This is a genomic window from Synechococcus sp. PCC 7335, from assembly GCF_000155595.1.
Lineage (GTDB): Bacteria > Cyanobacteriota > Cyanobacteriia > Phormidesmidales > Phormidesmidaceae > Phormidesmis.
In genome coordinates, this window is the sequence record NZ_DS989904.1 from 2,659,026 (window position 1) to 2,680,268 (window position 21,243).

General features: G+C 48.1%; 23 protein-coding genes and 1 pseudogene. 11 read left to right on the forward strand and 13 right to left on the reverse strand.

Features of this window, described 5'->3' with window-relative positions; genetic code table 11:
• Positions 1-137: 137 nt before the first annotated feature.
• The 5 genes and pseudogenes from psb34 to S7335_RS11590 all read right to left on the reverse strand — a co-directional run bounded on the left by psb34 (position 138) and on the right by S7335_RS11590 (position 3,547).
• Positions 138-308 carry a photosystem II assembly protein Psb34 gene (gene psb34 / locus S7335_RS27765; RefSeq protein ID WP_006455079.1) on the reverse strand — a complete coding sequence of 57 codons (171 nt, stop codon included), beginning with the start codon at positions 306-308 and terminating at the stop codon, positions 138-140.
• Positions 309-472: 164 nt separating this feature from the next.
• On the reverse strand, positions 473-1,306 hold the full coding sequence (locus tag S7335_RS28830) for a thiazole synthase (RefSeq protein ID WP_227500056.1): 834 nt from the start codon (positions 1,304-1,306) through the stop codon (positions 473-475).
• 144 nt (positions 1,307-1,450) lie between these two features.
• Positions 1,451-2,452 (reverse strand): annotated as a pseudogene (gene thiO / locus S7335_RS28835) (glycine oxidase ThiO); the annotation flags it as partial.
• Positions 2,453-2,466: 14 nt separating this feature from the next.
• Complete coding sequence (locus S7335_RS11585) at positions 2,467-3,000, reverse strand: hypothetical protein (RefSeq protein ID WP_006454580.1); 534 nt, start codon at positions 2,998-3,000, stop codon at positions 2,467-2,469.
• A gap of 202 nt (positions 3,001-3,202) precedes the next feature.
• A complete protein-coding gene (locus S7335_RS11590) occupies positions 3,203-3,547 on the reverse strand; it encodes a 2Fe-2S iron-sulfur cluster-binding protein (protein WP_006457605.1) in 345 nt (114 codons plus the stop codon).
• Positions 3,548-3,591: 44 nt separating this feature from the next.
• Between S7335_RS11590 and pgeF the strand changes: the two genes are divergently transcribed.
• On the forward strand, positions 3,592-4,410 hold the full coding sequence (gene pgeF, locus S7335_RS11595; protein ID WP_038016141.1) for a peptidoglycan editing factor PgeF: 819 nt from the start codon (positions 3,592-3,594) through the stop codon (positions 4,408-4,410).
• 28 nt (positions 4,411-4,438) lie between these two features.
• Here pgeF and S7335_RS11600 read toward each other — a convergent pair whose 3' ends face one another.
• From S7335_RS11600 to S7335_RS11615, 5 genes are all read right to left on the reverse strand, one after another.
• Entirely contained in the window at positions 4,439-5,281 is an 843-nt protein-coding gene (locus tag S7335_RS11600) for a TPM domain-containing protein (protein ID WP_006456619.1), read from the reverse strand.
• A gap of 145 nt (positions 5,282-5,426) precedes the next feature.
• A complete protein-coding gene (locus S7335_RS11605) occupies positions 5,427-6,008 on the reverse strand; it encodes a DUF948 domain-containing protein (RefSeq protein WP_006455479.1) in 582 nt (193 codons plus the stop codon).
• Entirely contained in the window at positions 6,008-6,454 is a 447-nt protein-coding gene (locus tag S7335_RS27300; protein ID WP_083785072.1) for a YtxH domain-containing protein, read from the reverse strand. Before S7335_RS27300 ends, S7335_RS11605 begins: the two co-directional genes overlap by 1 nt.
• A gap of 219 nt (positions 6,455-6,673) precedes the next feature.
• A complete protein-coding gene (locus S7335_RS27770) occupies positions 6,674-6,967 on the reverse strand; it encodes a hypothetical protein (protein WP_157620196.1) in 294 nt (97 codons plus the stop codon).
• 189 nt (positions 6,968-7,156) lie between these two features.
• A complete protein-coding gene (locus tag S7335_RS11615; RefSeq protein ID WP_006455473.1) occupies positions 7,157-8,842 on the reverse strand; it encodes a hypothetical protein in 1,686 nt (561 codons plus the stop codon).
• 240 nt (positions 8,843-9,082) lie between these two features.
• Between S7335_RS11615 and S7335_RS11620 the strand changes: the two genes are divergently transcribed.
• From S7335_RS11620 to S7335_RS11635, 4 genes are all read left to right on the forward strand, one after another.
• Entirely contained in the window at positions 9,083-9,451 is a 369-nt protein-coding gene (locus S7335_RS11620; RefSeq protein ID WP_006456026.1) for an iron-sulfur cluster assembly accessory protein, read from the forward strand.
• Between the two features lie 42 nt (positions 9,452-9,493).
• The gene (locus S7335_RS11625) at positions 9,494-9,913 is read left to right on the forward strand and encodes a M48 family metallopeptidase (RefSeq protein WP_006457159.1); all 420 of its coding nucleotides are present in this window, start codon (positions 9,494-9,496) and stop codon (positions 9,911-9,913) included.
• Between the two features lie 368 nt (positions 9,914-10,281).
• The gene (locus S7335_RS11630; RefSeq protein WP_006453449.1) at positions 10,282-10,476 is read left to right on the forward strand and encodes a hypothetical protein; all 195 of its coding nucleotides are present in this window, start codon (positions 10,282-10,284) and stop codon (positions 10,474-10,476) included.
• A gap of 149 nt (positions 10,477-10,625) precedes the next feature.
• Positions 10,626-10,880 (forward strand): hypothetical protein, encoded by a 255-nt coding sequence (locus S7335_RS11635; RefSeq protein ID WP_006455991.1) that lies wholly within the window; start codon positions 10,626-10,628, stop codon positions 10,878-10,880.
• Between the two features lie 217 nt (positions 10,881-11,097).
• Here the strand turns inward: S7335_RS11635 and yvcK are convergent, their stop codons facing one another.
• Positions 11,098-12,426, reverse strand: coding sequence for a gluconeogenesis factor YvcK family protein (gene yvcK / locus S7335_RS11640; protein ID WP_006456194.1), 1,329 nt, complete (start codon positions 12,424-12,426; stop codon positions 11,098-11,100).
• 187 nt (positions 12,427-12,613) lie between these two features.
• Here yvcK and S7335_RS11645 point away from each other — a divergent pair, with 187 nt between their 5' ends.
• Positions 12,614-13,447, forward strand: coding sequence for an ABC transporter ATP-binding protein (locus S7335_RS11645; protein WP_006456840.1), 834 nt, complete (start codon positions 12,614-12,616; stop codon positions 13,445-13,447).
• Positions 13,448-13,454: 7 nt separating this feature from the next.
• Positions 13,455-14,927: an MlaD family protein gene (locus tag S7335_RS11650; RefSeq protein WP_006455013.1), complete on the forward strand. Its 1,473-nt coding sequence runs from the start codon at positions 13,455-13,457 to the stop codon at positions 14,925-14,927.
• 183 nt (positions 14,928-15,110) lie between these two features.
• Here the strand turns inward: S7335_RS11650 and S7335_RS11655 are convergent, their stop codons facing one another.
• Complete coding sequence (locus tag S7335_RS11655) at positions 15,111-15,755, reverse strand: hypothetical protein (RefSeq protein ID WP_006455597.1); 645 nt, start codon at positions 15,753-15,755, stop codon at positions 15,111-15,113.
• Between the two features lie 224 nt (positions 15,756-15,979).
• On the opposite strand from S7335_RS11655, the gene S7335_RS11660 reads away from it, so the two are divergent.
• From S7335_RS11660 to S7335_RS11675, 4 genes are all read left to right on the forward strand, one after another.
• Positions 15,980-16,993: an ABC transporter ATP-binding protein gene (locus S7335_RS11660; protein ID WP_006455223.1), complete on the forward strand. Its 1,014-nt coding sequence runs from the start codon at positions 15,980-15,982 to the stop codon at positions 16,991-16,993.
• Between the two features lie 6 nt (positions 16,994-16,999).
• Positions 17,000-17,773, forward strand: coding sequence for an ABC transporter permease (locus S7335_RS11665; RefSeq protein ID WP_006454287.1), 774 nt, complete (start codon positions 17,000-17,002; stop codon positions 17,771-17,773).
• A 184-nt stretch (positions 17,774-17,957) separates the two neighbouring features.
• A complete protein-coding gene (locus tag S7335_RS11670; protein WP_006456805.1) occupies positions 17,958-19,772 on the forward strand; it encodes an AarF/ABC1/UbiB kinase family protein in 1,815 nt (604 codons plus the stop codon).
• A 51-nt stretch (positions 19,773-19,823) separates the two neighbouring features.
• On the forward strand, positions 19,824-20,540 hold the full coding sequence (locus S7335_RS11675; protein WP_006456622.1) for an HAD hydrolase-like protein: 717 nt from the start codon (positions 19,824-19,826) through the stop codon (positions 20,538-20,540).
• Here the strand turns inward: S7335_RS11675 and S7335_RS11680 are convergent.
• Complete coding sequence (locus tag S7335_RS11680; RefSeq protein ID WP_006455104.1) at positions 20,494-21,204, reverse strand: GUN4 domain-containing protein; 711 nt, start codon at positions 21,202-21,204, stop codon at positions 20,494-20,496. The two genes, S7335_RS11675 and S7335_RS11680, sit on opposite strands and share 47 nt — an antisense overlap.
• Positions 21,205-21,243: the final 39 nt, after the last annotated feature.

The following is a 21,243-nucleotide window of genomic DNA, read 5'->3' on the forward strand; positions in this document are numbered from 1 at the left end:
AATAGACTCCTTATTCAGTACAGCATGCAATGCAAAAACCCGCACTAAGTGCGGGTTTTTAAAAGAAAGTACTTCCCTCTAGGGGAAACGGGCTTTCAGTTTTAAGGGGGGCTAAGAGTCCGCAATAAATAGAACGACTATGAAACAGAGGCTGCAACTGCAAACAGACCAACAATTAGGCTAGCCGCCAGACTACCAAGAATAATGTAGTTACGCTTTTCTATACCAGTAGGGGGCTCAGCCTGGTACATCTTTGGCTCAACTGCAAAGTTGTTTAGCAAACCACCTTCATCTTCTGTATATCTCATACGCTTTAAGCTCTCAATCTATTTGTAAACTTATGTTAACAAAGCTAAGGAGATTTTTCTAGTCCTTAAAGATTAAATATACATAAAGGCAGATATAGGAGCAATGAAAAGCTAGCGATAGCACAGGTACAGAGCTATATAGGCTGCTGATACCTTAGTTTGACTCAGTGACTAATTGTCCCAGTAGTGGGCGAACTAGCACTCGCGTAGGCTTTAACCGGAATACGCCCAGCCTGATACGCAAGTCGGCCTGCTTCGGCTGCCATGCCCATAGCTCTACCCATCGCAACGGGATCTTTAGCAAGTGCGATCGCGCTATTTACTAGTAGCGCGTCGGCGCCTAGCTCCATCGCATGCGCTGCCTCGCTAGGTGTCCCGATTCCAGCATCTACTACTACAGGCACCGTTGCATTCTCAATGATGATCTGGATATTCGCTGCGTTCTTGATTCCCTGACCTGATCCAATTGGCGATCCTAAGGGCATCACCGTGGCGCAGCCGACATCTTCCAACCGCTTTGCTAGCAGTGGATCAGCGTTGATATAGGGCAATACCGCGAACCCTTCTTTCACTAGCTGTTCAGCGGCTTTAAGGGTATCGATTGGATCAGGGAGCAGATACTTCGCATCCGGAATCACCTCTAGCTTCACAAAATTATTGGCTTCTTGGCCTAATAGCTTTGCCATCTCGCGACCTAGTCGGGCTACCCGGATAGCTTCGTCCGCGGTCTTACAGCCTGCCGTATTAGGGAGCATCCAAATTTTCTCCCAGTCAATTGCTTCAGCGAGTCCCTCGTGCCCAGGCGCATTAGTTTGTACCCGTCGTACGGCTACCGTTACGATTTCACTTCCGCTAGCCTCCAGACTATGGCGCATGGTCTCTAGGCTGCTGAACTTACCTGTGCCGGTCATTAGACGCGAGCGGAAGGTTTTACCCGCAATCGAAAGAGAATCAGTGGTAGGAGCGGAGTGAAGGGGGCGAACATCAGCAAGTTGCATGGGAAGCGAGGGGGTTGGGGAGTAGCTAATACTGTCTGGAGCCGGGCGAGTAGAAGATCTCAGTGTAAGCGTGCTAGTAGTAGATTCTCGAAACCGCTCGTAAGAGAATGAGTCTAATAGCGGATCGGCGTGACCTTTTATGTGAGCTGTTACTAACTTTGCAGTGATAGGGGCTAGCAAAATGCCGTTGCGATAGTGGCCGGTTGCCAGCGTTAAATTGTTGCAAGGACTAGTGCCTAGAATGGGCATTTGATCAGGCGTATTTGGGCGAAACCCCCACCAGCATTCTTCTATAGGAAAATTCGCAATCTCAGGGTAGAGCTCAATGGCCGCATTCAGTAGCTGAGTGATTCCAGCAGGCGTATTATGGGGTGCAAATCCGACTTTCTCTACTGTGGCGCCCAAAACAATACGTCCGTCGCGCCTAGGTACGATATACACTTTCTCTCCGTAGAGCACGCGGCTCAAGGGTTGAGCCTGACTATACTCAAGGGGAACTCGCAGGCCAGCCATCTGACCTTTTGTCGGCGTTACAGGAATTGGCAATAGCCCTCCAGACCAGGCACCCGTCGCTAGAACGTAATGATCAGCTTGCTGTTCGCCAGCTGAAGTCCGTAGGCTAATGACTCTACCCTGATGCTGAACAAAGCCTTCAAGCGCAACGCCTTCTTTGATCTCTATACCAGCATCTTGGGCCGCAGTGAGTAATGCTCGAATTAGAGCCCGATTGTCTACTTGAGCATCTTCTGGATAAAAGTAGCCACCTATCACACTTTGGCTTAATCCTGGCTGATAGCTATGGATAGCCTCCGCATTGATTGGAAAAGCCGTCTTTGCATTTTTGCGGGGCTGTAGGTAGGGCGAAAGTATGCCACAGGGCCAGTAGCCGCTGTCTTGGCCAGTGAGATCTTCTAACTTGCTAGTCCATGTGGGATAGAGTTCTAAGCTGCGCTGGCACAGCTCAGACATTGGGCCGGGGGGGAGGTGTTCGGCGTTTGGAGCAAGCATTCCAGCAGCAGCATGTCCAGCGGCAGCAGTAAAGTCTTTGCTAAGAACGGTAACCTGCATACCATGCTGATGAAGCTCTAGGGCGATCGCTAGCCCTATAATTCCGCCGCCTATAACAATGACATCTGTCTGCTGCATGGTCGAAACTCTAGTCACCACAGCGCCGGAACAGATTGAGGAGCAGGTGCTGTCGGCTCAATATTCTCAGCATTAGTACTCTCAGCATCAGTACTCACAGGACTAGCATTACTAAGATCAGACGGGACTAGCTGATCATTTTGAATATCACTCTGTGTCGATGTAGCCTCAGTTAATGCAGCATCATCAGTGTCCAGCAAAGTTGGGTCAAGAACATCTTTTAAGAATCTATCTGAAGATACGTCGTCTTCAGATGAGCTGTTTGTCTGATCAGATGGGCTAGTTGGCTGATCGTCAGCAAAAGTTAATGCGAGATCGTCATTACGGCCATCACGAACACGAGTGTCTTCGATGAACTGGTCATCAGTATTCTTGGTTATTTCATTCCTAGATCTTTCGTTTGCATCTACTTCAACGAATTCACCTCTATCAACAAAGGGTTCAGGGTTAGGTGATTCGCTCAACCAGGTAAAAGCTCGAACGATTCCAAAGACTGCCAACGAAAAAATGCCTAAGACAGTAGCCCCAAGCGAGTATCTATTAAACATCAGCTTTGCCTTTTATCTCTGCCATTGCCACGCCTGTCCTAAGGCAAATCGCCACTTGTAGTTTAGCTGTCTTGTAGTCAGTTACCTTTAGGTAATGAGCTAAATAGAGTTAGTCAATACAGGCTAGTGTACACATCCTAATCGATCTAATCTGTAGTTTGTAGCCTGTAGTTTGTAGATATAAAGTAGACGCAGAGCAAGCTTAATCGCTGCCTTCTGGCGTCCAAGCCGTTTCGGACTGATGTCCCCAAAATCCTTCAAACTTAGTCACTTTAATATCACCTAGTACTTGCGTTTGGCAGGCCAGCCGAAGTGATTTCTGAGCATCATGAGGGGGAAGGCTGCGCCTAGCGATGTCGCGCCAGTTCGCTTTGGAAACGTCTCCTTCTATTGCTACTGCGCAAGTGCCACAGGTGCCAATACCCATACAGTTGATATAGTTTGCGCGGGGACTATACAGGTCAATGCCATTATCTAGCAGGACTTGCCGGAGATTAGCGCCCTGTTTGCAAGCAAACGTTTTACCCTGTGCAGTAATTGTTGGCATGTCGTTAGAGTTTGACCTATTAGAGTTTGACCTATTTGACCTATATGAGTATCTGGATCTGGCAACCTGCGAAGAATCAAGCGGGAAAACCGTTTTTAACCTGTGTACTGCTCCCTCAGCCCCATGGCTTTTTCACGAGTCAGTTTTATCCTCAAGCTCCGGCTGAACTAGCCAAGATACTTTCGCCGAAAGCTGAAGTTTACCGCGTCAAGCAAGTTCATAGCGGTGATGTGCTGTTGCCCAGTGAGATAGAGTCGGCCACAGCCTCTGAACTTTCTCACCGATCAGAACTTTCTCACCCATCAGAGGCGACCACTGTCCCTTTTCCCTTAGCTGATGGCATCGCGACTGAAAAGCCAAACCAAGTGGCCTGGGCATGCTCGGCGGACTGTACGCCTGCACTCATTGGCGATGTGGAAACTGGGCAGGTAGCAGCTGTTCATGCTGGCTGGCGAGGGACGGCTCAAAAGATATTGCCTAACGCGATCGCTCGCCTTCAATCTCAAGGTAGTCAGCTAAAGAACCTACGCATTGCGCTAGGTCCGGCCATAGACGGCAGCGTCTATCAAGTTGGGTACAGTGTCGCTATTGAAGTTGGCAAAAGCGTGTCCCATCTGGACGGTAAGGCGCTGATCGAACATCTAATGGCGATAGATAATCCACCTATACTAAGCGATCAGGTAGAAGGCCGGGTTCGACTAGACGTTCGCCGAATCAATCAGATGCAGCTTGTCAAAATTGGAATTCAGCCAGAGTGCATTGCGATCGCCCCCCACTGTACCTACCAAGAACCCGATACTTTTTTCTCTTACCGTCGTACAAAAGAGAAAAAAGTTCAGTGGTCTGGCATCGTTAGCATATAGCGCTGGCGGCGAGCTGCTAAGTTCGGGATCATGCATTGTCGTCAGCAGGGGGTGGACTGCCAAACACAGGTGTTAAGAAGGCTACAATCGCACCAATGAGAAAGCCCGAAACATTGCGAATGACGGGTAACAGCTCCGGTGTACGAGTAACTACCGGACCTAGACCAAAGGCAATGAACAAAATTCCCCAAAGTGGAGAAAATAGTAGCGCCCACTGCCAAGCAATACCCTGCCCTTCGCGTCTAGGCTGAGCTGCAAACCCACAAATCACTCCGCCCAAAATAGAAGTTACTAGTGTCAAAATCCACTGTTCGCGCGGTAATCCAGGTACAACTGCGCAGCCGCCTCGGTTCAAGCAGGTCTCTAGCGCATTAATCGCGCCTAATACAGCGCCATCTTCACCGTTATCACGTACATAGAACTGGTTGCCAAAGCGAGTCTGCAACTCAATCCAAAAGGTCCGAGGCAGTAAAGGATACAGCTCATCTCCTACGCTGAAGTTAAGCAAATTCCCGCCTCTAGGATCAGCAACCATCATAATGCTGCGCTCGTTTAGTCCCCAGAACTCTTTGACCGCTCTGCCGGGTGTTTGATCAAACTGAGTCAATACCCGTAGCTTCCAGCCGGTTGATGCTTCAAACTCTGGTAGCTCTGTATTCAAATAATCTTCTTGCGCCGTGTTTAAGATACGGGCAAGGTCGATGACGACAGTAGGTTCATTGGGGAGAAGCTCAGGATTATTTACCGCATAAGCCGGGGAAGGCGTTAGGGCAAGTAGTACGATTAGGGACGCGACTAAGCAGCTTATCCATTTTGGCACTAGTCCTTGGAAGGAAGCTCTCTCTCGTAAATTTCCAACTAGTCGGGTCATTCGTCGAGACAAGGCTATGGAACAAATTCTCATGTGTTAAAGAGCACAGGCAATAACGCCTATCTTTACAGTTGTTTACCTAACTTTAAGATATCAGAGTTTTGATGAGAGGGGGAACGCAGTGATAAACAGGAAACTCTAAGGTTCAAGGGGAAGGAGAGAGCGGGGGCGGAGGCGTAGAATGATTTTTTTCAACAGGCTCCTTCGTGATCTTATTAGCGTCGCCTTTAGGCGTCGGGTAAGAAGTGTTAGGTCTGTTCACAGATTCTTCTCTAGAGCCTAGAGGCGCAGAGGCTGCCTTCGGATGAGAAATTGGCGCTGCTACTGGACGACGAGTGGGTGGCCGGCGGCGCCGACGGGGTTTGCTTTGAATCAAGACCTTTAGCGCGGCGTTAGCCCCTGCTAAGAAGCTATGGGTCGTTATTTGTGCTTTTTTTGCTTGAACGCTGGCTTCTACAATGCCTCTATCCACTTGCTCAACGACATTACGGGCCTTTTGCATGCTATGGCTTACTTCATCAGTCAGACCAGAAAGTTCTTTCCCAGTAAGACGTAGATCAGTCAGGGTCGGTGGTAGCTCGCGGTTTAATGTATCGAGCAGTTTCTCCGCGCTTCTTGCCGCTTTTGCTAACTCTTGAAGTGTCAAAATAGCAACGGTAAGTAGTGCTATCAAACTAATAGCGACTAGCAAGATAGAAACGCCAAGCCATAGGAAGGGACTGTTCACTATTCTTCCAGAATCGTTGGTTGAACGGCAGACCAGTTAGACACTTGCTCATACGGGTTCGGCTGCCCCGTGGGCTCTCCAGTGGACTGACTATTCGTTTCGATACTAGATTCGTGATTAGCGTGTTTGGTAGGACTGTCAGTGAAGGGATCGCACTGACGCTCCCACTCTTGCCGACCTGCTGCTCGTCCAGCAACAATTGCTTCGCGAAGTCGATCTAACGTCTGTTCCCAATTGCTCAAACTATGATCAGATAGGCGATCTGCCTGAAACTGGATACTAGTAGCCAAATCTTCTGCTAGCTCGGGCAGCGCATCAGCAGATTTCTTTAGGATGCGCCGAGTGTCTTTACCCGTACGCGGTGCGGCAAGCATACCTGCGATCGCTCCAACCGCTGCGCCGATGATTATTCCGCTGAGTAGTCCCTCTGATTTCTCGCCTGCCATCGCTATCTTCCTCTGACTGGTTTGATCTAAGCCTAGATTGATTTTGACTATTCTTTACCCTATCTCCAAGCGTACTTTGAAACTATGCACTACTGGAACTATGCACTACACGCTTTTAGATTGGCCGTGCATTCAGAATTTATGTCTTTGGATCTCTGTGCGTTCAAGATCTACTCGATTCTTGATTTGGATATTGATGATCTTCATAGCTCGTGATCTTCATAGTTTGCCACTACGTCTACGTCTTCGACTAATCATCATCAGTAAACGCATCAGACCCAGTAATTGATTAATTTGATGAGATATCAACCTTAACCGGGTTAATTGCAGTCGAGTTGCTGCTATGTGCGATCGCTTTACCATCAGTGTTAATCCTATGCGCCGAGACGCGATCTCCACTGAGTTGCTAGCACTTCTACCATCACTGTCGTAAACGCCACTCTCAGTCATTGCCGCTAACCAAGCCGTTAACCTTGCTAATTCGCACCGATAGCACCAAAGCTTTATAGCCATAACTATCACTAGCCCTGCTAGTAAGCAATTACCCCCAATAATGGCTAATGACATAGCCAATGATATAGGTGGCTCCATCAACCTCTATCTACCTCTACTTTATATATTTGCTGCTTTTATATATCTGCTGCATGTATATTTGCTGCACGTGCCCTTGCGTTTAGATGCCTCTAGGACTACCTGCGCTACTTACCAATCAGGTGCATAGCTCATAACCAGAGGCATCAATCCCAATTCTTCCGGCTGCTTAGTCAGGACTTCAAAGAAGGCAACTGTTTCTTTAATGGTAGGTCGACCACGTTTCATGCCGCTTGCTCCGGCTGCGATGATACAGCCACAGCAGCTATGGTTGTTGTCACTATTGAGCATCCACTTTTCAATCGCTTGAGAATCGGTCAGGTCGCTGATTTCGTATTCATTAAACAGATGCAAAGCCCCTACGGCCGTCTGTATCAGACCAATTTGAAATACTTGGCCGCTTGTAGGGTCATGTCCAGGGTTGAAGCAGATGGCCTGGATTCCACCTTCTTGCTTAAACTGCTCGACTAGCTGCTTGGCTTTGGGCCGGGTGGTTTGGATGGTTAGGACTGGCCATTTTGCCCTGGTCGATGGTTGTCTCTTTGGGCAGGTAAGAAAATCTTGGTAGTAGATAGGGTGATGCGCTTTGAGCTGTTCGAGTTCTTTGGTTTTGTAGTGCCCTAATATGATTAGTGATCCTTCAGGCACACTATCATCGACGATAGCGGCATTTGCAGAGTTCAAAAAATCTCCGAACTCTCTATCGAGATCAGCGCTTAGATCAACTAAGCTACCACTACGGGTTGTCTCTGTTAAAAAGGCCGCAGAGACTTCTGGTAGCGTAGAAACTTTAACGGGGACGAGTTCTTTCTTTCCCTCTTCTAGACGCGTTGGATCAGTGATGCGAAACCGACTACTCACTGGCTGGAGTGAAAAGTCTTTCGTGTGGACATTGTGTTTTTTAAAGAACCGATGAAGGGCTTCTAGGGCAACAACCAGACTAGCCGCCTCTTCTTCAGCCAACTGTGAGCGTAATCCTTCTAACGGATGCACGCTGCCAAAGTCGTAATCTACCGCTGCTGCTGGTAAACCACTCGCTGTCATGCGAGATAAAGGGACGACACCCTCGATCGGACTGAAGTTAACAAAAAGGCAGTTTTGTTCTAAGAAGGCCTGCTGCATTGCCTCTTGCTTGTCGTTGCTGTTGAGAAGCTTGTGGCGAAACTGTCTCAAAGAGTCTAAATCACGGTAGAACAGCAGACCAAATTCTACGCCTGCCATGCCTAGTATAGAGAGATATAGCGTCTCGATTTCCCAACGGTTGAGTTCTATCGCTAGAATTTCCTGCTCATTAAATGCGGTCCAAGGCTGGTCTTGCCAGAGCGTTGCTGCCTTCATCAATAAGATCTCTTGAAAGCTGGGTGGAATTTCAACTTGGGCAGGCACGGCCGATTGAATCTTCTCAAAGATTTCGTCTATTACCGGCAGTTCTGAGGCATGTTCAACCGGAATATCTAGTGACTGCAATGCCCCTCGCAAAAAAAACTGAATTTCGCGATCGCAGACCACTACCTTTCTAGGCCTAGCTGGATCTACTTGCCCCTGGGGAGCTTCTATGGCTTGTAAAAGCGTTCGCACAATCGCCTCATGGCCAGTTTCTGTGGGTACCACATTCATGCCACGCACTACGCCTTGTAGACTGTCTACCCACAGAATGCAGTCGCCTTTGAGCGGTTCATCATCGTCTCCTACTGCTCTGGGCACCATTGGTAACGGTCTGCGATCGCACTCCCATACACTCGTCAGACGAGGTAGCTGGCTCAAGCGACGGCAGGTAAATGGGCTCAGTTGATGCATGAGGCTAAACGGCTTGTAAGGATTCTCAGTTCTAATCGTTTAATTTTGATCATCTGATCGTTTGATTTCGATTATTTGATTTCGATTATTGAGTCTGTGCCATTCTACCGATTTTGTAGGCGCTGCTACCTTCGGGTGTAGTAGAGCGACACGACAGTTAACCATCAGCTAAAAGATCGAAAACTGATGCGCTAAACTATAGCCAATCAACATCTCTACATTAATACCCTACTAAACCCTATGACTCAGACCACCACTCAACCAGCCGCTCAGGCCGAAAAAGGCATTCTGATGTCTGAAGCTGCACTTGCTCATGTCAAAGCCCTTCGTGATAAGCAAGAAGGCGATTTATGTTTGCGTGTTGGTGTGCGTCAAGGCGGCTGTTCTGGGATGTCTTACATGATGGATTTCGAAGATCCTAACAACGTTGGCGAGCACGATGAGGTGTACGATTACGAGGGATTCAAAGTCGTCTGTGATCGCAAGAGCTTACTGTATCTATATGGGCTAATGCTTGACTACAGTGATGCCCTTATTGGTGGCGGGTTCCAGTTTACTAATCCCAACGCTAACCAGACCTGCGGCTGTGGCAAATCCTTTGGCACCTAACCTGCTCGCGATTTAACGATAGAAAACAGGTCACTTTTTGATATGCAAACCTTAGAAACTCGGTTCGAAGAGGGGATCTCTCGCTACAAAGAAGGCGAGTCTGCTGAAGCTCTTTTGCCAACCTTTAAAGATATCTGTGCTCAAGCACCCAAGAATAGCGCTGCTCAGACCTGTTTGGCTTGGCTGTACCTGTTAGCAGATAAACCTAATGCTGGCTACAAAGCAGCGCAAAGAGCTGTCAAACTCGCCCCAAAAGATCCCCAAGCAAGGATCAACCTAGCGATCGCCCTACTAGAAACAGGGAAAAGTGGTGTGCGCGAACAGATTGACATGGTTTCCCAGGTGCTCTTCGCCGTAGACGAACTCAAATCGGAAGTCCAAGAGAATTTTGAAGAAGGATTAAGAAGAAAGCCAAACTGGAAGAGCTTAAAGAGAGTCCAAAAATGGCTGTTTGATTCCTGAATCAATCGTTACCAAAGACTTTTACCTATCTTCCTTCCAAGAACTGCTTAACGCTAGTTCATTAAGTAATAACAAGAAGATTCAGAAACATGCGAGTGGGATCGGCGTTGTTAGCGATCCCCACGACGTTAGTGAAGTGCTTCTATAGTCAAGGTTTGAGTATTCTTGATAAGAGTAACCCACTGACCGCTATGCGCTACAGAAGGGCTCGCAGTCTTTGAAACAATAACTTAATGAGCGATCCCTAAAGTGACTGATAAGATTGGGTAAAGCGGTTGATAAGTCCTGCTTAACTTAAAGTCTTAATGACTTGGGTGAGCTACTAAGACTTTCTCTACCGCGCTAAATTACTTTAGGAGTCGCTGATTATGAACCTTAAACCAGTTGCAATCAAGCCAGAAACTCGTAATCACAAGGGTAGCTTTGTTCAAGATGCAGACTACACTTTTGTAGAGCTAGATAAATCTGGCTGGGCATTAATCTGTATTGATGATGCAGTATGTCACTATGTCGATCCAGATAATCTCCTTATCTCGGACATGGAGGGCGTCAAAGCAGTCTAGTCCGTCAAGTACACGCTCAAAAGCGTCTAATCGACATTATGAATAGTCAAAAAATGGCCGCTTCTCTCATGAAGTGGCCATCTTTCTATCGACTAACTATCGACTAAGATAACCAAGATGACTGAACTATTTGTTTGAGCTTTGCCTTCATGACAGAACGACTAAAAGATCGCGTAGGTACTCTCCTCAATACCGGGCTGATGTTCAACCTGTTTTTTGTCTTGCTGAGCTTTGGTTGGTTTGTGATTGCGCTAATTGGACGAGCCGCCAACATCAATCTCGGCTTTGATCTTTGGTACAGCCTTTGGGATTCACTATTTATGCCTGCGATTGGCATTTTGATGGCAGGGGCACTCATCAGCGGTATATCGAGCTGGGTAGGAAAGAAATTTCTACCAAAGTAAGCGGACGGTAGTTTGCCTACGCAGAGTGGTCTAGCTGTCGGAGCGACTTAAGTGTCGAAATGATCTAGTCGAAGTGATTTAACTGTAGAGCCGGTTACTGTAGAACTCATTAAAGGTCCATATCTGCGCATGTCCTTAGCTATGACTTGAATATACGACCTAACTGAGCATACTAACTATACGTACTATATATAGCTGCAAAGTGCCTACTAAGCACCTACCATGCGCCCCTTGTTCGCTCGTACCACTTCACTAAAACCTTAGCAAGACGGTCTGGGTCGTGGCGTACCGTATGGTTTTCCTCATTCATAATGTTAGCAATCACTATTCGTCGGCCTGAGTCGGTGACAGCCTTTCGATCCAAAATGACTGGGGTTGAACCTTCTTTCAAGTATCGGTTGATCACAGATTCAGACGGCAGCCGCTTCTGTACCAGTACCGCATCAAACAAGTAGTGTCCGCAAGATCGATCAATTGCTTCAACATGCTTAGATACTGTATAGCCTTGAGTCTCACCAGGCTCGCTCATGATGTTGCAAATATAGATTCTAGGAACCTGACGGGCGGCGATCGCATCAACGAGTTCTGGCACCAAAAAGTTCGGAATAATGCTGGTATATAGACTCCCTGGCCCAACGATGATGTAGTCTGCTTCCTTAATTGCTTCAACAGCTTGAGGCAGAGCGGGTGGATTTTCGGGCCAACAGCCAATCTCATCGATATTGCCCCTTGCTTTGGTGATGTTGGATTCGCCTTCTATGTAGCGGCCATCGCTTAAATTTGCCCACAGTTTGACATCGCTAAGTGTGGCAGGCAAGACTCGACCTCGAATAGCTAACACCTGAGAGCTAGCTGCAATGGCTTGTTCCCAGTCTCCAGTAATCTCATTCATTGCCGACAAAAACAGATTGCCAAAGCTATGGCCACTTAACCCAGTCCCATTTTCAAATCGATACTGGAACAGCTCGGTCAGTAGCTTTTCCTCATCGGCTAGCGCCGTCAGACAGTTGCGGATATCCCCTGGTGGAATGCCCCCCATCTCCCGGCGCAGTCTACCTGAAGAGCCGCCATCGTCTGCTACAGTCACGATCGCTGTAATATTTGCGCTGTAGTGCTTCAGTCCGCGCAAAAGCGTTGAAAGGCCTGTCCCCCCACCCACTACAACGATGCGTGGCCCTCGGTTTAGCCGACGATGCGTGGCGATCGCATCCCAAAGATTGTCCTTCCCATTTGCCGGTAGCAACACCTCGACAATGGTGCTAAGTGTTCGCGTTTGTCCCCACACTAGCAGCAGCAGTCCGCCAAGAATTGCCATTGGACCACTGATATAGCTAGGAACTAGCCGAGTAACTAAATTAAGTAAGTTACCGACAAACCTGACTGTGTAGAATACCGGCGTTAGCTTCAGCCAAACCATCACGCCTAAGCCAATCGCCACGATTCCTATCGTGCTCAGGAATAGCCAGCGTTTCACAAATAGTCCTGGCTTCAGCCACCTTGCCCAACGCCGAGGCGTTGCATATAGCTTTCTACGAGTTGGGCGCATAGCGAGTGCAAACGACAGTTGAGATCGCAGTTGGCATCATACTGCACTAGGTTTAAACCGTAATAGGAAGTGTTGTCCCACTATTGAGCTTGTACCCTATTGTTCTCTTTTCCGTTCAATATTATGAAAAGTTGATACAGAATAGTCAAAAGGCCTTCTACTACTCTCTCTATACCTTCGTCTATCTATGTCCCATCCATCTCACTCTGCTAGCGAAACCGATCCAAACTGTCTGCCATGCGGCCCAGATTCTCTTGTCAGGGTTCAAGGAATTGCTAAGCGATTTGGCGATAATCAAGTTCTTAACGGCGTCAGTATCGACCTGCAGCCTGGAGAAGCTGTGGCTATCATTGGCCCTTCAGGTACTGGAAAGTCAACTATTCTACGGGTGATAGCAGGCCTGCTTGCACCTGACAAAGGGGATATCTGGGTAGGCGGTCAAAAGCGAGAAGGACTCATAGAAGATGCGGATGACCCGTTTGGCATTGGTATGGTGTTCCAACAAGCCGCGTTGTTCGACTCATTAACTGTAGAAGAAAATGTCGGCTTCTTACTGTATCAACACTCTAATCTCTCACGCCGTGAAATTAAGTTGCTTGTCGATAAAGCGCTAGCTGTCGTAGGCTTACCTGATATCGCCGATCTCTACCCTGCAGAGCTATCAGGCGGAATGCGTAAACGTGTTAGTTTTGCTAGAGCGGTTATGGCTAATCCCAAGAACCCATCCGATAGTCCTGGTCTTCTGCTGTACGATGAGCCGACAGCCGGGCTTGATCCCATTGCCTCTACCGTCATTGAAGACCTCATCCGAGAACTTCATTACGAGCAAACCTGTCAGTCCTACCTGATTGTCACTCATCAGGAAAGCACCATTCGTCGCACTGCTGATCGCGTCATTTTTCTACACGGTGGGCAGGTACAGTGGAGCGGGTATGTAAATGAAATTGACACCACTGACAACCCATTTGTGCGCCAGTTTTTCAGCGCTCAGGTGCAAGGGCCAATCCACGTAGGAGGATAGAAGATTCATGCGGGCACGAACAATTCGAGAAGGCTCTGTAGGACTGCTGATTTTGCTAGGAATCGGCTTGTTTGGAGGGCTAGTACTGTGGCTGCGTGGCTTCAATCCAGCAAATCGTCCTTACAGATTAATTGCTGAATTCGATGACACGATGGGTGTGCAAATTGGTACGCCTGTTATGTATAGAGGAGTTTCTGTCGGTCGAGTAATGTCGATTACCCCGCAATCTAATGCTGTCGAAGTAGGGTTGGAGATTACCGCCAAAGAGCTTCGAATTCCTAATGAAGTGCTAGTAGAGACAGTTGAATCAGGCTTGATTGGAGAAGTTTCTGTAGAGATTACCCCACTGGCTGAGCTTTCTGAGGCTGCGGAAGAGGTTTATCCTCGCGAACAAGCGTGCGATAGCAGCGTTATTCTTTGTGATGGCGATCGCTTGGAAGGAGAGATAGGTCCTAGCTACGAAGCACTGCTGCGTTCTACGACTAGCCTGATGGAACTCTACGCCGACCCAGAGGTTCTAGATAATTTGAAGGTCGTGCTAGAAAACGTGTCTGAAGCTACCGCCCAAGCTGGTGTCTTAACCCAAGAGGCCACACAGCTCACACAGACTGTCGGTGACGAACTGCCCTCAATCTTAGAAGCGGCTCGAACTGCAACTGGGGCGGCAACAGGCGCGGCCCTTCAAATCCAAGGTACGGTTGAGCAATTCTCTTCAACTGCAAACGATATCAACAGTTTGATCGGTGATAACCGGGTTGTCTTAGTCGATACGCTGGGCAACCTACAGGCAACGAGCTTGCAGCTACGCAACGCAGTCGATACGCTGGGGCCAACGATTCAAAGTGGTGAACTGATTGGCAACCTAGAAGCACTGCTACTCAATGCAGCCCAGGCGTCTGAGGATTTAGGAACGATTACTGCTTCATTGAATACGCCAGCAAATCTGATTCTCATTCAGCAGACATTAGAATCAGCCAGAGATGCTTTATCAAGTGCTCAAAAGGTAATGGCCGATGTGGATGAACTAACCGGCGATCCAGACCTACGCCGTCAAGTTCGAGACTTGATCAATGGGTTAGGTACGTTGGTTTCCTCAACTGACTCTTTAGCACAGCAGACAGAAATTGCTGAGCTGCTAGAACCTTTAGGTACATCCCTTAATACAGTAAACTTGCCACCAGCCGATCGCTCATTCACTGAGCAGTCTATGAACCGGCCTATGGCTGATTTAGAAGCACCTGGTTTGGCCTTAGCTCCAGTCTTTCCTGAGGGATCGCAATCACGTTTTTCCCTTGAGGCTATCACTGAGTCTGGCGCAGCAGCTGATAGCAGTACGCCGTCACCCAGCATATCGTCACTTAGCATACAGCCATCAGGCACGCCATCTCCAGCTGATTTAGAACAACCTGTCTTAGTCCTTGATGGTGAACGCTACGTCTTCAAGCTGCCTAGTCAGCTAGTTAAAAAAACTTCTGAGTAGCTACCACGATCGAGTACTTGAGCAATTAACAACTTAGCAAAGTCAAAAGAGCCAGTTCGTACATGTTACGCGCAAGAAGATTGGAATCACTCAATTTATACTTTGCGTTGAAAGGCAAACTGTGTGGCTTTAGGCTTCAGTGGCTAAGAATATATCTACTCACTATGACGGCTAGACTTCTCGTCACTGACTACTTATAAGGGTATCTGTTTCAGCAATCTGCATATCCCAGGGCACTATCGAAAAGAACAGCAGGGTCGATGAGATCACTAGGCCAGTCGTTAGATACTGCCAGTTAGGCTGATTGTATAGCAGCATAATTGCTAGCGTATGTACCAGGCAGGCTGCCGTAAATGCATGCGATCGCATACCTACTGCCATCGCCCCATAGCCTAGTGCACACAACCCCATCCATATAGGGCAAAGACTTACCATGAGGGTGCTTACCCCTCCATAGATTCCGTAGGCTGTCACCACTATTCCGGCTGTCATTAGCCCAGCCCATAAAAGAATTACCCAGTTCAATCGTTCGTCGTTGATTAGGGCCCAGGTGAGACTAGACGTACTGGCAATACCCACACCCGTTAGGGCGGCATCAAACGTCGCCTGCGTCATCCAACTAACCGACGAAAACTGGCCAATCAAAAAGATAATTAGCGTCAGTCCTCCCCAAATTAAAAATGCCTGGTCGATAATAGAAAAGCAGAAGCTAGGCCAGTTTTGAATTCTCTGCCGAAGGTGAGTTTCTAGTAGTCCACTTAGATCTTGCATACCTAAGGACCCAGATTTAAAAGTCTCTAGGGGATCGCGAAAATCGGAAGAAGTCATACTGATGGGTTTAGATCCTGCTAACAGCTCGAAGATTTGGTGGTTTTTTGCCGCAAATTAAGCTGGTGACTATAAAGTTTGCGTTTTGTAAATGAATGTTAACAGATTATTAACACTTTGTAAGGTTCGGCTTTCTATATTTCTACGGAAGAAAAATTATTTGTGTCAGAGCGTTACCATACACGTCTAACAGCCTCTTTAAACATTTTTTGGTTTTGCTTGCTATGCCATCGGTGCCAGATAACCTCTTTGCTAATCAGCCATCTGCACCGAGCTTTGCGCTTTCATCTGAATTACTTAAAAAAAGCTATGGCCGGGGTAAAAACCAATTTGAGGCGGTGCGCGGTGTCTCGCTGAAGATTGCACCCGGGGAGGTATTGGCTTTTCTAGGTCCCAATGGAGCAGGTAAAACGACCACCATCAAAATGATTGCGGGATTGATTCGCCCAGATGCAGGCAGAGTTGAAATTGCCGGTAGAGATCCCCATCGAGATCCGCAAGCGCTTCAAGGGGTGGGTGCAGTGCTAGAAGGTAATCGAAACCTGTATTGGCGACTGACACCCTTAGAGAATTTAGAATATTTTGGAGCGCTGCGACAGGTGCCGCGAAAGTTGGCTAAATCGCGAGGTATGGACCTACTTAAGACTTTTGGTTTGGTCGAAAAGCGCAACGTTCCAGTTCAAAAGCTCTCACGGGGTATGCAACAAAAGATCGCGATCGCAGTCGCCTTGATCCATCAACCTCATTTGCTACTGCTAGATGAACCGACGCTAGGTTTAGATGTAGAAGCAGGCGAAACCGTTAAACAGTTAGTTCGACAGGTGGCGGATTCTGGCTGTGCTATCTTGCTCACTACCCATCAGCTCAGCGTAGCTGAATCTCTCTCCGATAGGGTTGCCATCATCCGTGAAGGCACGATCGTCATAGAGCAAACAACTCAAGCGTTGATTCGTCAATTTTCTAAGGACGCAGGCTACTATATCGAGATTGAAGGGCGGTTGGACCCGGACAGGCGGGCGGCGATTACAGCGCTAGGAGCTACCGTCGGTGATAGCTACATTCACTATTACCCCAACGTATCCGCTCGCTCAGATGGTTCTACCTATCAGAATAGTAAAACAAGAGCGTCCGACAAGCTTTACAAGATCCTCAGCATCCTAGACCCGCTACCCCTAGTAGAGATCCGACAGGAAAGAGCTAATCTTACCGATATTTTCTTACAGCTAATCAAGCAATAACCACCCATGATCGATCTACTTATTGGTGAATTCAAGCGTACTTGGGTGCAGACGCTGCGTTACCCTTCTGAAGTCATCGGTGGCGTTGTGATTTTGACCGCCGTATTCTACGGCATATTCATTGGCGCTCAGTATATATCCGGGTCTAGTGGCAGCTTTGGCGATCGCTTAGATTCGATTGTCGTTGGCTATGTGATTTGGACGCTGGTGGTCTACATTGTCAATGACATTGCGACGAACTTGCAGACGGAGGCAAGGACCGGCACGTTAGAACAAGTCTTCTTATCACCTTTTGGTGCACCAAAGGTATTTTTAGCGCGAGCGATCGCTAGTCTGACGCTTCGCTTTCTACTGATCCTGGCTGTGCTGGCAATTATCATCGCTATGACAGGCAGTCAGATTGCCTTTCCGCCCGTGTTATTGCTGCCGTTGATTACCCTATTGCTTAGCGCTTACGGTCTTGCTTTTTTTATTGGCTCATTTGCCCTGGTCCTCAAGAAAGTTCAGCAAGTATTGAGTATGTTTCAGTTCGTTTTGTTCTTTTTGCTCGCGACTCCAACTGAAGATTGGACAGGACCCGCGCGGATAGTGGCTAACATACTGCCAATTCTGCCGAGTACAGGACTGCTAAGAGATCTGATGGCTCGTAATCAAGGGCTAGATTGGAATAGGTGGGTGATCGCGCTACTCAACGGCATGATCTATTTCACAATCGGCACCTTACTTTTCCGCTGGGCAGAAGGTCAGGCCAAGCGACAAGGAACGCTGGGCAGTTACTAATCACTGCTAAGACAACTCCTACCAGATCCAGACCAACCTCATAATCAGGCTGATCTCATATTGGAGCCCATAACCGGCTTCAGCACAGGTGATGCCACACTTGTTAGCATTAGGGTAGAGACTTGTCTGCATCTTTTCCGTCCGTTATTTGACGTTCACCTATATGTTTTAGAGTGCTAGTACTATGCCTCGTCCTATTCCCTCCATACTGACACCTAGCCTAATCTCACGGCAGCGCGAGATTGCTGAGGTCTTTCTCAAGAATGGTTGGGACTACATGCGACGCTTGCTTACTGGTAACGCAGAAGACGAACCAGAACTTCCGCCACCGGCCGTACTGCGAAATATCTTGACTGAGCTAGGTCCGGTTTATGTCAAGCTCGGCCAGCTACTGAGTACTCGCCCTGATCTACTCTCGCCTGCTTACATTCAAGCGCTAAGTGATTTGCAATCGACGGTACCGGCTGTGCCAGTCGATCAAATTCAAGTTTTCATTCGGCAAAATATGCTGCGATCGCCTGAAGAGGTATTCGCTGAGATTGATTACATTGCGATCGCGGCGGGCTCTATTGGTCAAACCCACCGTGCCGTCCTCCAGAGCGGCCAGCCTGTCGCTGTCAAAGTGCAGCGTCCTGGCATTATCAAACAGGTCGAGCGCGATATGAGCTTGATCAAAGACATCGCCAAGTTAGTCTCTACCACGCAGTTTGGCCAACGCTACAACATCATCGAGCTCGCTGACGAGTTCAAAGCCGCCCTTACCGCGGAACTAGACTTTACTACCGAAGCTCGTTATACCGATGAGCTGCGCCAAAACCTATTGGATAGCGCTTGGGTCGATTCCGAGCGGTTAACAGTGCCGAGAATTCTTTGGCCACTGACGAATTCAAAAATTCTAGTGATGGAATGGCTAGACGGAAAACCGCTGCTACAAGCAGATATTTTTGCTCGTAGGGCTGCCAAGAATCACCCTACCCACAACCACTCTGCTAGCAATCAGTTCGTCGATAGAACGGATAATCCGCTCGAATCGATTAGTCGCCTGCCTCAAAGTACTTTCCCTAGCTTCTTTGAGAGTCCATTTTCAAATGCAAGTACAGATAGCCTAAACGCAAAAGAGAAAGAAAGAAGCGAAATTACAACGCTGTTGTTTCGTGCTTTTCTCTCACAGTATTTTGTAACAGGCTTTTTTCACGCGGACCCTCACCCTGGCAACCTGTTCTATCTCGACGACGGGACAATCGCCATTCTAGACTGCGGGATGATGGGCCGCTTGGACCCCAAAACACGAGCTACGCTGACCGAATTAGTGTTGGCTATTGTTAGCTCAGATGCTCAGCGCTGCGCTCAGCTAACGCTCCAGGTCACAGAACCCCTCAAGCCAGTAGATCTTGTCCGACTAGAAAGTGACTACGCTCGCCTGCTAGGCCGTTACTATGGCCTTGATCTTAGCCGGTTCAATACGGCTGAAGCATTCGGTGCGATTATCGAGACGGGCATTCGCAATCACTTACGTTGGCCGGCTAATATTGGTCTATTTACCAAATCTCTAGCCAATCTAGAAGGGGTAGCTAGACAGTTTGACCCTTCTGTCAACCTTATGAGCGAGATTCAGCCACTGATGATAGATCTCTTTCAGCAGCAGCTGATTGGAACAGATCCGCTTCAGCTTTTCTTGCGTACAGGTTTAGAGCTGCGTAATCTATCGATGTCTGCACCTAGGCAAGTTGGTTTCTTACTCGATCGACTTAGTGACGAAACTTTACGATGGAATCTACAAATTCAAGGCTTATCTTCTATGCAGCGCAGTCTAGAAAAGGCTGCCAATCGGCGAGCATTTAGTACAGTGGTTGCTGCTTTGATCATTGGCGCAGCCATTGTTTCAACTAATCAACAGACTGAACAATTGCAGTGGCTGAGTGTTTCACTATTTGCTTCAGCATCTTTCTTAGGACTGTGGTTAATTGGCAGCATTTTGCGCTCTGGTCGTTGGCAATAGCGAGGATAAAGGTATGCTGATGAAACGACCTTTCAGTTTCTTTCCGGCAGCGTGGCAGTTTTAATTTTTGACTTTGACGGCACCATTGCCGACACGCTCGATACGATCGTGCGTATCACTAACCGCATCGCTCCAGAGTATGGCTATTCACCAACCACACCAGACAAGCTGCGATACTATCAGTCTTTGAGCACTAAAGAGATGCTCAAACAGTCGGAGATACCGCTGTTTCGGCTGCCATTTCTACTGCGTCAGGTCCGTCGGGAAATGACCACAGAGCTCGATGCTGTACCCGTTGCGGCTGAACTGGTGCCAACGATCAAAGCCCTTAGTGAAAACGGTCATCAGCTGATGATTATGAGCTCTAACTCTAAGCACAATATTCTACGGTTTTTAGAACGGCAGCAGATTGCTAATTTGTTTAGCCTGATTCAAGGAGGAGTTGGCCTATTGAGTAAAGCTCGAACACTTAAGCAAATCATTCGACGGGAAGGGCTTGATTTTTCCCAAGTAATCTATGTAGGCGATGAGACTAGAGATATCGATGCATCTAAACAAGTGGGTATCTCGATTGCGGCGGTGACCTGGGGATTTAGCAGCCGCGAAGCCTTGGCTAAGCAGTCACCTGCTTGGCTAATCGATCACCCGCGTCAGCTATTGGGCGCAGCGCAAACGCTGGTGAATCCTAGCTGGGTGCGCGAAGACTATCGAGGGCGATTGCCTATCGGGTCCAGGCCGGATGTGAGAGAAGTGAATCCATCATCCTGACCCCTCGTAGTTGATTAGAAAGTGGCAAGTGGCCAACGGGTGCCGATAGATCCCAGATAAATTCGGTTGGATAGCGTGTCCAAGCACCCTCAGCCGACTTCCAAATCAGCTGTGTCCAAAGCCGTTCCCAGTCTTTACCTAGGCGCTCCCACAGCTCATGCTGCTTACTCCAGCCGAAGCGGTCCTCTGAATAAATGCGCCAGAGCGTATCAATTGTTCGCAAGTCAGTGATAGGGAACTGACTGACTTCGGTAAAGTAAACCCACTTTCGCTGCACAGCCTTTTCGCCTGCTAGCTCACAGAGCTTCTGCATGGTGAGTTTATCAGCGCTCTGATAATCTTGCTTAACCAACAGCTTCTGAAGTTCGCTATAGTCTATGCCCTGTTCTGATTGGGGTGTGAGCAAACCGTTAGGAAAATGCTGATTAATGAAGGCTTTGGTAGTCTCCGAACTACTCGTACCAAGTCGTTGATAGGCACTGCCATGAATAGCCGTAGGCGCCTCTTTTTGCTCGATTAACTCAGTTTTTAAGAAATCGATGAGAATGCGATTGCCGGTAGCGTTCAGTTTAGATAGCTCATACACAGCCTGTAGCTGCTTTTTTGTAGGGCCTGAGGTGAGTGTGGCTGTAAGCGTATCTATCCCGGTAGCGTTTGAAGACATGCGTTAGACAAAGGGCAAGAGCAGTAAAGATAAAGGAAC

What these genes read in the sequence shown, in the direction of transcription:
- S7335_RS27770 (WP_157620196.1), bottom strand. Translation starts at nt 6,967, where the DNA reads ATGGCTATAAAGCTTTGGTGCTATCGGTGCGAATTAGCAAGGTTAACG.
- S7335_RS11670 (WP_006456805.1), top strand. Translation starts at nt 17,958, where the DNA reads ATGCCTCGTCCTATTCCCTCCATACTGACACCTAGCCTAATCTCACGG.
- S7335_RS11600 (WP_006456619.1), bottom strand. Translation starts at nt 5,281, where the DNA reads ATGACCCGACTAGTTGGAAATTTACGAGAGAGAGCTTCCTTCCAAGGA.
- S7335_RS11645 (WP_006456840.1), top strand. Translation starts at nt 12,614, where the DNA reads ATGTCCCATCCATCTCACTCTGCTAGCGAAACCGATCCAAACTGTCTG.
- psb34 (WP_006455079.1), bottom strand. Translation starts at nt 308, where the DNA reads ATGAGATATACAGAAGATGAAGGTGGTTTGCTAAACAACTTTGCAGTT.
- S7335_RS11615 (WP_006455473.1), bottom strand. Translation starts at nt 8,842, where the DNA reads ATGCATCAACTGAGCCCATTTACCTGCCGTCGCTTGAGCCAGCTACCT.
- S7335_RS11620 (WP_006456026.1), top strand. Translation starts at nt 9,083, where the DNA reads ATGACTCAGACCACCACTCAACCAGCCGCTCAGGCCGAAAAAGGCATT.
- S7335_RS11635 (WP_006455991.1), top strand. Translation starts at nt 10,626, where the DNA reads ATGACAGAACGACTAAAAGATCGCGTAGGTACTCTCCTCAATACCGGG.
- S7335_RS11665 (WP_006454287.1), top strand. Translation starts at nt 17,000, where the DNA reads ATGATCGATCTACTTATTGGTGAATTCAAGCGTACTTGGGTGCAGACG.
- yvcK (WP_006456194.1), bottom strand. Translation starts at nt 12,426, where the DNA reads ATGCGCCCAACTCGTAGAAAGCTATATGCAACGCCTCGGCGTTGGGCA.
- S7335_RS11625 (WP_006457159.1), top strand. Translation starts at nt 9,494, where the DNA reads ATGCAAACCTTAGAAACTCGGTTCGAAGAGGGGATCTCTCGCTACAAA.
- S7335_RS11630 (WP_006453449.1), top strand. Translation starts at nt 10,282, where the DNA reads ATGAACCTTAAACCAGTTGCAATCAAGCCAGAAACTCGTAATCACAAG.
- S7335_RS11660 (WP_006455223.1), top strand. Translation starts at nt 15,980, where the DNA reads ATGCCATCGGTGCCAGATAACCTCTTTGCTAATCAGCCATCTGCACCG.
- S7335_RS11650 (WP_006455013.1), top strand. Translation starts at nt 13,455, where the DNA reads ATGCGGGCACGAACAATTCGAGAAGGCTCTGTAGGACTGCTGATTTTG.
- S7335_RS11585 (WP_006454580.1), bottom strand. Translation starts at nt 3,000, where the DNA reads ATGTTTAATAGATACTCGCTTGGGGCTACTGTCTTAGGCATTTTTTCG.
- S7335_RS28830 (WP_227500056.1), bottom strand. Translation starts at nt 1,306, where the DNA reads ATGCAACTTGCTGATGTTCGCCCCCTTCACTCCGCTCCTACCACTGAT.
- S7335_RS11655 (WP_006455597.1), bottom strand. Translation starts at nt 15,755, where the DNA reads ATGACTTCTTCCGATTTTCGCGATCCCCTAGAGACTTTTAAATCTGGG.
- S7335_RS11590 (WP_006457605.1), bottom strand. Translation starts at nt 3,547, where the DNA reads ATGCCAACAATTACTGCACAGGGTAAAACGTTTGCTTGCAAACAGGGC.
- pgeF (WP_038016141.1), top strand. Translation starts at nt 3,592, where the DNA reads ATGAGTATCTGGATCTGGCAACCTGCGAAGAATCAAGCGGGAAAACCG.
- S7335_RS27300 (WP_083785072.1), bottom strand. Translation starts at nt 6,454, where the DNA reads ATGGCAGGCGAGAAATCAGAGGGACTACTCAGCGGAATAATCATCGGC.
- S7335_RS11680 (WP_006455104.1), bottom strand. Translation starts at nt 21,204, where the DNA reads ATGTCTTCAAACGCTACCGGGATAGATACGCTTACAGCCACACTCACC.